Raw genomic sequence first — 9,267 nt, forward strand, 5'->3', positions numbered from 1 at the left:
TGAAATCGTTTAAGGTTTTGGTATCTTAGCTGACAATTTCCTGGGAAACCTGAATATTTTGCGTATTGTCAGTTGCCAGGGTGGAAACATAAAAATCAGCCAGTACTACACCGGCAATGGCAGGTAAAAAATCTTCCCGACCTAAAATTTCCAGATTATCATCAAACGTAAGCGCTTCTGGTAGAAATCCTATGATTCTTTTTTCACTGAGATTAAGGAGCGGGCTAAAGTAATTTTCCCAGATTTTTACGACATTTTTTTCTCCGGGCCAGTTCACCAGAGCTTTGACGTACCAGGCAATGGTCCAGGGCCAGATAGCCCCATTAAAAAAACGATCATTGCGGTTTCCTTCCCTTTTCAAATTTTTAAAAGCAAAACTTTTATCGTACACCGAACGGGAACGTAAACCGTAAGGAGTTAACAATTCTTCGTCGATTCTTTTCAAGATGATATTGGCTATTGCCTGGTCAAACGGTTTATAGGAAAGGATCAGTGGAATGATTTGGTTAATCCTGGAATCCTGATTTTTTTCATTAAAATTGATGAAATCGTAGAATCCGTTTTGCTCCGGCAAAATGAATTTTTCAGTAAATGATTTGGCAACTTTTTTTGCTAACTGCCGGTATTTAAAGGCATAGCGTTTTTTACCGAGTTTGGAACTAAAATTTTCCATAATTTTTAAGGCATTGTACCATAAGGCATTGACTTCTAAGAGTTTCCCGTACCTAACAATGCTCCCTCCATCGTGTTTTAAAGGAATCCAGGAAACATTAATTTTTTTCTCTCCACTAAAAATTAAGCCGTCCTTATCAGCATAGGTATTAAAATTCGTGCCTTTCTGGAACGAATCGATCATGTCGCGCAGACTATCATAGATCGTTTCAACAAACTTTAAATCCCCGGTTTTGTTAAAATAGAGATGGATCAGCTCAATAAGCCACAAACTCAGATCGATTTGATTGTAAATCGGCCGCTGGTCGGCCATGGGATAATTGGAAGGGAGAATACCGGCCTCAAGTTGGTCCAATAGATCGCTTATGGTATTCTTGATTAATTCATAGCTTTCCGATAGCTGTAGGAAGGCAATTAATTGCTGAATAAAAAAGAAAGTGGTTGATTTATCCTGAAGATGAGAGGTTGGGAACCTCAATCTATCTTCTTTTAACTGGACGGAACGTTGAAAATTTTTTATCAACGTTTTGAGTTGAACGTTTTTAGGATTGTAATTAAAATAATGTGCTCTTCGGCGTTTGTTTTCATTATAATATTGCTCTTCAAAATCGAGCATAAATCGATCAAGGGCATGGGTGGAAATGAATAGGTCGAATGTTTCATAAGGTTTCAAATCGACCTGGAAAAAGCCCGGATTAAACAAATCTTCTGCTCCTGATTTGTATTTAGTGCCATCTTTGGGATAGATAAATCCGTGATACCACAATGTAGCCGGAATAAATTCACCTTTATCTAGATAGACATAGAGTTCTGGCATGGCAGGCCTGGGCGCCCATCGTACAAAGGATTCGCCTAAATAGGTATCGGTATTCAAACCCTGAGTTTCAGTATTCAAATGATTATTAAACCGAACCGCCAGAAAGGGCTTGATGACCAGAGTGACCGGTCGTCCCTGATTCATTAACTCATATCTGACAAACAGAATATTCTGATTCTCTAACAGGAACAAAACCTTGCGAATTTTCCGGTCTTCTATTTGAAAATAAAAAGTTGGAAAGGGATCAAAGAGAAATCGTTCCTGATATTGATAGCCATGGGGATAGATATTGTCTTTGTAGGCATTGGTTGAAATTTCGTACAGTTTATTTTCTACAAAAATAGTCTCTTCAAATTTAGCTAAGGTAACGACTTTGCGATTTAAAACAGGATGGGGGACAACCAATAATCCGTGTTCCCGACTGGTGTTCATACCGCATATGGTGGAAGAAGAATACGCACCAAGAGAGTTTGCCTCGAGCCATTCAAACAGCCGAGATTCTTCAATATCTCGTAACACATCCTTATGAAATTCCATAGTATTAATCAGACTCCCAAATTAAATGATTAAACAGTTTCCTATTATTGCTAAAAAAAAAGTATCTGTTGATGACACAAATCAATTATTGCGCACCTTTTCTTTTAATAACCGCAACAAACGTTTCCCATAAAAGTTTAAGGTATCCTTTTAAAGAGATATACTCACTATATTCACCTAAATTATGGTCTGCACTTTTGGAAAGCGAGACCAAAGCGGACTGGAAAGAATCGTGTAAGGCCCGTTCTTCAGCGCTTAACTCCGATCTTCCTCTTGCTTGCCAAAAACCGGCCAACCCTAAACGGCCCTGAAAACGAATGCGTGCCATATCCGATAGGTCCAGGTTCGAACTTCTTAATCCTTCGGCCTGTAAAGCCTCAGCCTCATAAGTAGGTAAAGCCCAAATTCCAACCAAACTCATATCCCCTTTTAACACATTGATAAGCAAAGGCAATTCATCTAAACTGGTTTTACGAAGGAATCTCCCAATTCTGGTAACTCTTGGATCATTTTCAATTTTACGATAAGGCCCGCTTTCGTAAATATTTTTGGTTTCTAAATCTTTTAACCTTTTATCTGCATCTGTATACATCGTTCTGAACACATAATATTTAACAGCTTCTTCTTCGATATACTGATAATGATCTTTACCTTTCGATTCTATTCTGGGCCGCTTCAAACGTTTACTAACATAAAACACAGGACCGGCTGAATCAAGCTTTATTAGCAGGGCAATGACTAAAAATAAAGGAGATAAAAGAAGTAAAGCAAAAAAAGCTACAATTTTATCAATGAGTCCAATAATAAATCGGTCTCGTTTAATCCTAAAGGGTTCTTTAAAATGTTCACCGATAATAAAATCTTCTTCGACAAAAGTACCAAATAGCGTTTTAACCGATATATAACAGTTTTTGGCTACTACAGAATCTTTTAGTTCAACCATCTTGCCAACATAGGTATTATCTAAAATAATACTACGCTCAATCGTGGCATTCCGATCTATCTTAACGTTATTGCCGATTATAACCGGTCCCCGAATACTTACTTCTCTTGCAATTTCCGTATTTCGTCCGATCAATATCGGCCCGATGGCTTCCTCTTTTAAATTTGTTCTTATTTTGCAATTATCACCAACGATAATATTCTCAACAAGTTCTGTCCCCGAAATCCAGTCTTTGAATAATCCTTTTTCAAGCAAATGCAAATTTAATTCCCAATAATAATGCAAAGTGTTTAAAGGCTCGAAAATTCCATCAATTTCTACCACGTTAATGGCTATGTTATCTGTAAGGAGTTGGGGAATCAAATCTTTAGTTATAAAATTAATTGATTTATTTTCAAGATACTTCAATAATTCTGGTTCAAAAATATAAAGTCCTGTAAGAATATTGACTTTTTCATCTTTTTTTGATTGTTCAATAGGGCTAATTTTTTTCAAACGTTTTTCTTGTGGATCAAATTCTATGGCATAGTGATCTTTAATCGGATTAAATTTTTTACAAACAACTGAAAGTTTCTTGTTAGATTTTTTATGAGTTTCAATTAGATTTTGCCAATTAGTAAAAATAAAAAATTGTGCATCGCTATAAATGAACGATTCGTTGGACAGAAAACTTCTGATTTTTTGTAAAGCTCTAAAATCGCCCTTAAGTTCTTTTTCCAGCGAATAAGAGATATGGACATTCCATTCTTTACCATCCTTAAAATATCGATCAACCTGTTCTGGATATTGGTGCAAAATGATTTTTATATCATCAATTTTTGCTTGAGCAGCTTGTAAAATATAATATTCTAACATAGGGCGATCCAATAGCTGAACCATCGCTTTAGGTATTAAGCGTGTCAAAGGATCCAGTGAGGAATCAATACCTGGAACGTAGAATACACTTTTCATAATTATTCCTTAAAAACTTTCTTTAATTCCAAATAATGTCCTTCTTTTTCATCTTTAATAGATCGAACTTCATCCATGAACTTTACAATAATCGAAAGCCCCATTCCGCCTGGTTTTAGTTCCTTAACCAATTGTTTTTTATCGAGCTCAATATTTATTTCTTTAAACCAAAGTCTTAATACTTTTGGATTTTCAATCAAACCATGCAATTCCCCATCCAGGGTTTTTAAAATGAGATGATCGGTTCCAACAAATTCTTTAGGATAAGGAGGATATTTATCCTTGATTTTTAATCCCTTACCTCGATCGGGAAAGCGAATGGACAGAGCAGGAGGATTCAACTCAAAATGGATGAGAGCCATCCCATCTTCAGGTTGTGGTGTATGGCGCAACACATTTACGAAGGCTTCGTTTACGGTAAATCGCAAACGTTGAGCCAGCAATTCGCTATCCTCCACATCGATGTGCTTCACAATCAATTCAACGAAATTTTCAACGATTGTTAAATACTTTAAATTCGCTGGAACCGATAAAATGATCTGATCACTCATAATTCAAAAACTGTTTAATGCATCCTCTTCATTATCAAAGATATCAAAGATCCGATATAACCGTGTTAATTCAAACATTGCTCTTACCGGCGGTTGAAGGCCCACAATTTTCAAATCTCCTTGATGGGTTGTGGCTTTTTTTAGTCCGGCCACCAGAGCTCCTAAAAATGAGCTATCTACAAATTCACAGGCGCTTAAATCTACCACTACTTTGGGGCTGACTTCATCTATTTTTTTCAAAAGTTCTTCCTTCAAAGCACCATAAATTTCTACAGTAGCACGTTTTTGATGTATCCTAACTACCAAAATATCATCTTTTACTTCAAAAGAAAAATTCATAATAGTACTCCTCCTATGTTAATCTTGTTACTTTTTCCCAAGTCACCTTTTGTTTTCCGTTGACGAAACGATAAAAACCGGAAAAAACAGCTATGTTCATCATTGTAAAAAAAAGGGGGATTGTAAAAATTTTTATCTTTTTATGTTTTAATTCTAATAGCCACCCAAAGAGAGCAAAAAGGTAAAAAAGACTTTGTAAGATGGCTAGCCAGGTATAGATCCCATCCATTCTAAGTGCCAATATAATGTTCAACAGGTAAATAATCACTAATAATGGCGGGACGACCGCCCAACGTAACATACGGTGAGAAATATATTGAAATGAAAGCAACCCAAATTTGCGTATATTAGTTAATTTTCGTAAACGTACCATAGCTTGAAAGCCCCCAGCTGCAATGCGCACTTTCCTTTTAAATTCTTCTCGGATCGAAATGGATGGGTCTTCGTACGAAATCGCTTCCGGTTCATAAACCACTTTATAGCCCTTAGACGCTATTAATAATGACATGACAAAATCTTCAATGATAGAATCCTCTGGCACAGGCTCAAACAATTCTTTTCGAATGGCAAAAATTTCACCTGCTGCTCCTACGACGGTAAATAATTCCGAATCTTTTCTTTTCAAGTATGATTCGTATTTCCAATAGAGTCCCTCGCCTTCACCGGCGGTTGATCCTTCTTCGGCTTTTACGCGTTTTTCACCAGCTACGCAACCGACTTTTGGATGCCGGAAATGCCGGATTAATTTACGGATGGCCTGGGGATTAAACATCGAATTAGCATCGGAGAAAACAATAATCTCACCTTTAGCCAGCGGTACGGCACGATTAACAGCTGCTATTTTTCCTCGTCTTTCAGGCTGGTATAGTACACGTACATCTGGATATTTTGCCAACTTTTCGTTCGTGCGGTCGGTTGAGCCATCGGTTACAAACATAATTTCTAATTTTTCTCTGGGATAATCCAGTTGATAGGTATTCTTCATTTTGGCATCGATCACCGATTCTTCATTATACGCCGCCACCAAAAGCGTAACCATGGGTTCATAGCTCTCTTCCGGAACAGACCTATCTTCAAAAGTTTTAAATTTACCTATTTTCGGATTAACCCTCACAATCCCGTAACCTTCGGGTAATTTGATTAGATAATGGAAGCCCGGAATCTTGGTCAAAATGCTAATTAAGATTCCATAACCAAAATAAGCATAAAATACAATACCAATGGCAATCCAGAAAATCCATTCCATTACATATTCTCTGTAATTTGGGTTAACTGTTTAATAAAAATGAATATAGAAATGCCAAACAAAACGATTGCGACCACATCGGACAAGGCAATTCCATCGTGATAATTCAGATAAACCAATACTGGCCCTTCAACACTTCTTGGTAAATCGGCTACTACCAGATACAAACTAAACGTAAAAAGTACCAGGCTAAGCACAATTTTAAAGATGATCGATGTAATAATCGAGTGATTATGCATTTCTTTTCTTTGTTGATAATAAAAATCAACTTGCTCGCTGTCAAAATATGTTTTTGTTAATGTCTCTTCTATTTGATCTAATATTCCTATTAATTCGCTACGTAATTCATCGTCAAGAACTTTTTTATCCTGTAATTTTTGCTCAACCTTATGTTGATAATCAAAGTCTATTCTCTGAAATTTACCTTCAATTCCCTCAAGCCCTGGACGATCTGCTTTTCTTCTTTTTTTATTCTTCTTCATTGCCTATCTTCTCAATGATTCAAGTTCTTGCAAGTGAAATTTTTGATTTTTTAGAAAAATGCCATTTCAGAGAGGCCAAATATGCTTTAATCCCCCGAACAGCATCTTTGTATTCTTCTGAATTTTTATCTTTAATGAGCTTGATCAAAGCAAACCGTGCAATCCAGAAAAAATGGTAAATGGTTGTTCGAATACGATAAATCCAATATGTGTACCAGGGATAATGTTTTTTGAGAAAAATGTAAAAACTTTTGTAATTTTGAATGAACATTTCCACGTGCCGTTGAGAAGAAGCTGCCTTACCGTAATGAATAATTACAGCATCTGGTATGTACACAATTTTAGCGCCTGTTTCTTTGATGCGCCAGCACCAATCCACCTCTTCTCCATAAATGTAAAACTGCTCATCCAGAAGGCCGATCTTATCTACAATGGTTTTTCGAACCATTAGAACAGCTCCACGGGCCCAGTCAATTTCTCTTACCGAGGAGTGGTCCCAAAATGCTACTAATTTTTTAGACAGGACTTTACTATCCGGAAACAGCATAGGAATGAACCGATTTTCAAGTAAAGTACGCCAGAAGGAGTAAAAATTACCCACACTTTTTTGTAAAGTCCCATCGCCGTTTAACAATTTACTTGAACAGGCACCAACGTCCGGATGGTCATCCATATACTGTACCATCTTGTCTATGGCATGATCGAGTACCTTGGTATCGGGATTTAAAAGAAGTATATATTCGCCTTGAGCCAGTGGAATGGCTTGATTATTGGCAGCAGCAAAGCCTCTATTTTCTTTATTGGCAATTAAATGGACGCGCGGAAAATTCTGACGTACCATATCGGCGCTGCCGTCCGATGAGGCATTATCCACCACAAAAACTTCAAATGGTACGGTGGTTTCATCATAAACTGAATGCAAACATTGTCTTAACAATTCCCGTGTATTCCAATTGACGATAATAATAGAAACTTTCATAGATTCCTCTGAATCTTTTTAATCATCTCCGGCAGATAATACAAAGGATCATCTGGGATGTTGACCTTAAAAATTTGCTTAAAACGGTCGATTTTTGCTGTAAATTTCACTACTTCCACGGTTCTGGGTGGATCGACCACAATTTTACTTTCGGTATTGGCCAATTTCATAATCCGCTCAGCCAGATCAAATAAAGTAGTACCTATCCCCGATCCCACGTTGGTCGGACCTTCGAGGGCCTGCTGATTTTCCATTGATTGCATGAGCGTTTCTACCACGATTTCGATGGAAACAAAATCAATAACCTGCTTCCCCCCGTAAATATGGATGTCCTGATTGCTGAACACATTGTTTAAAAAAATGGGAATTACACGATCAAAATCGCGCTCACCATACACATTAGCCAGACGTAAAATAACGACTTCCAAATCGCCCATATTTTGAAATACCTGGCAATATTTTTCACCTGCGACTTTACTGGCGCCATAGGTATTTTTTGAAGTTAACGGATGATTTTCATCCACCGGCAAATACTGGGCTTCACCGTAAGCTTCCCGAGAAGATGAAAAAATCAATCGTTTTACACCGTGTTGCCTACAGGCTTTTAATACATTAAATGTACCAACCACATTGGAATTAAAAGAATAATCAATATCCTGCACAGCTCCCAAAACATTGGATTGTGCTGCCAGGTGAAAAACTATGTCAATATCTGTAAACTGGTTTTCAATTTGATCATAAAAGCGGATATCGGTTTGGAAAAACTCTATTGCGTCTTTTTCCAGATGTGATTGAATATTTTCTTTTTTACCGCGGTGCAAATTATCCAGCACGCGTACTTTAAATCCGTCATTCACCAGACGATCTACCAGATGACTTCCAATAAAACCGGCGCCTCCTGTTACAAGAACTCTCATTCGTCCTCCTTTTTAAATTACATATTTTATTTTCGTCACTTTTAAAATTATATTTAGTATTTTAAAAATTAATACCGCTAATTTTTTGCAAAAAGCGTGTTATGCTTCTTCTGCTGAATCTTGTTCCATTCTTAGTTTGCGGCTGGCCTGTTCTAATTGACTACCCCGACTAATAATAGCTGCCATCACCCAAAACATCAAACTGGTCGGAACCTGATTAACGGCCTGTTGTGCATAGTTCACAATATATAATGTAAATAGCGAACAAATCATACCCAGAGCGATCGACTTCATCACCGGATCGCGAATTCGAAAATAACTTTTAATCCCCTCCAAAAAAATGGTAATCCATAACAACATGTAAATTGTTAATCCGATCCATCCTAACTCAACCGCCACACGCACATAACCAGAATCGGGCGGAAATCCGGAAAGAAAAGCATTAGGCGCAAAGCGCTGTCCCCATATGCCGGTAGCTCCTAACCCACCCCCAAGCGGATGTTTCCAAACCCATGGTCGAATGCGTCGTTGATTTTCCAGACGTACCAGATAGGAAGGATCATCGGAAGGCTGAAAGGCCGATTGAAAACGTTTGATGGTAGGATTACTGGTTGGCATAACGATGATAACACCCATCAGAACAGCGCCAACTATCGCCATGATATATATTTTCTTGTTTTTGGAAAGGATGATGAACATAAACATACCGATCGGGAAAATCACAAACGCAGCCCGCGTTCCTGAATAAAGCATGGCCTGAAACATTAGAACAAGCGCAACGCCTAAAAGCGTTTTCTTTTGAATTGACAATCGTTTATTGCCCAGAATTAAAG

General features: G+C 37.6%; 9 protein-coding genes. All 9 read right to left on the bottom strand.

Translation table 11 applies throughout. The annotated features are described in order from the left end of the window. Window positions 1-25: 25 nt before the first annotated feature. A complete protein-coding gene (locus ACWB0I_RS03915; protein ID WP_479386731.1) occupies window positions 26-2,026 on the bottom strand; it encodes a glycogen debranching enzyme N-terminal domain-containing protein in 2,001 nt (666 codons plus the stop codon). 85 nt (window positions 2,027-2,111) lie between these two features. After that, window positions 2,112-3,920: a sugar transferase gene (locus ACWB0I_RS03920; RefSeq protein ID WP_479386732.1), complete on the bottom strand. Its 1,809-nt coding sequence runs from the start codon at window positions 3,918-3,920 to the stop codon at window positions 2,112-2,114. Window positions 3,921-3,922: 2 nt separating this feature from the next. After that, a complete protein-coding gene (locus tag ACWB0I_RS03925; RefSeq protein WP_479386733.1) occupies window positions 3,923-4,471 on the bottom strand; it encodes an ATP-binding protein in 549 nt (182 codons plus the stop codon). 3 nt (window positions 4,472-4,474) lie between these two features. Then, window positions 4,475-4,810: an STAS domain-containing protein gene (locus ACWB0I_RS03930; RefSeq protein ID WP_479386734.1), complete on the bottom strand. Its 336-nt coding sequence runs from the start codon at window positions 4,808-4,810 to the stop codon at window positions 4,475-4,477. 13 nt (window positions 4,811-4,823) lie between these two features. Then, complete coding sequence (locus tag ACWB0I_RS03935; RefSeq protein ID WP_479386735.1) at window positions 4,824-6,056, bottom strand: glycosyltransferase family 2 protein; 1,233 nt, start codon at window positions 6,054-6,056, stop codon at window positions 4,824-4,826. After that, complete coding sequence (locus ACWB0I_RS03940) at window positions 6,056-6,538, bottom strand: hypothetical protein (RefSeq protein ID WP_479386736.1); 483 nt, start codon at window positions 6,536-6,538, stop codon at window positions 6,056-6,058. Before ACWB0I_RS03940 ends, ACWB0I_RS03935 begins: the two co-directional genes overlap by 1 nt. Before the next feature lie 19 nt (window positions 6,539-6,557). Then, window positions 6,558-7,517, bottom strand: a complete 960-nt coding sequence (locus ACWB0I_RS03945) for a glycosyltransferase family 2 protein (protein ID WP_479386737.1) — start codon at window positions 7,515-7,517, stop codon at window positions 6,558-6,560. After that, window positions 7,514-8,434, bottom strand: coding sequence for an SDR family NAD(P)-dependent oxidoreductase (locus tag ACWB0I_RS03950; RefSeq protein WP_479386738.1), 921 nt, complete (start codon window positions 8,432-8,434; stop codon window positions 7,514-7,516). The genes ACWB0I_RS03945 and ACWB0I_RS03950 overlap by 4 nt, the downstream gene beginning before the upstream one ends. Window positions 8,435-8,533: 99 nt before the next feature. After that, window positions 8,534-9,267: O-antigen ligase family protein (locus ACWB0I_RS03955; RefSeq protein ID WP_479386739.1), on the bottom strand; the 734-nt coding region annotated here is incomplete at its 5' end.

It is taken from the genome of Caldithrix sp., from assembly GCF_056497305.1.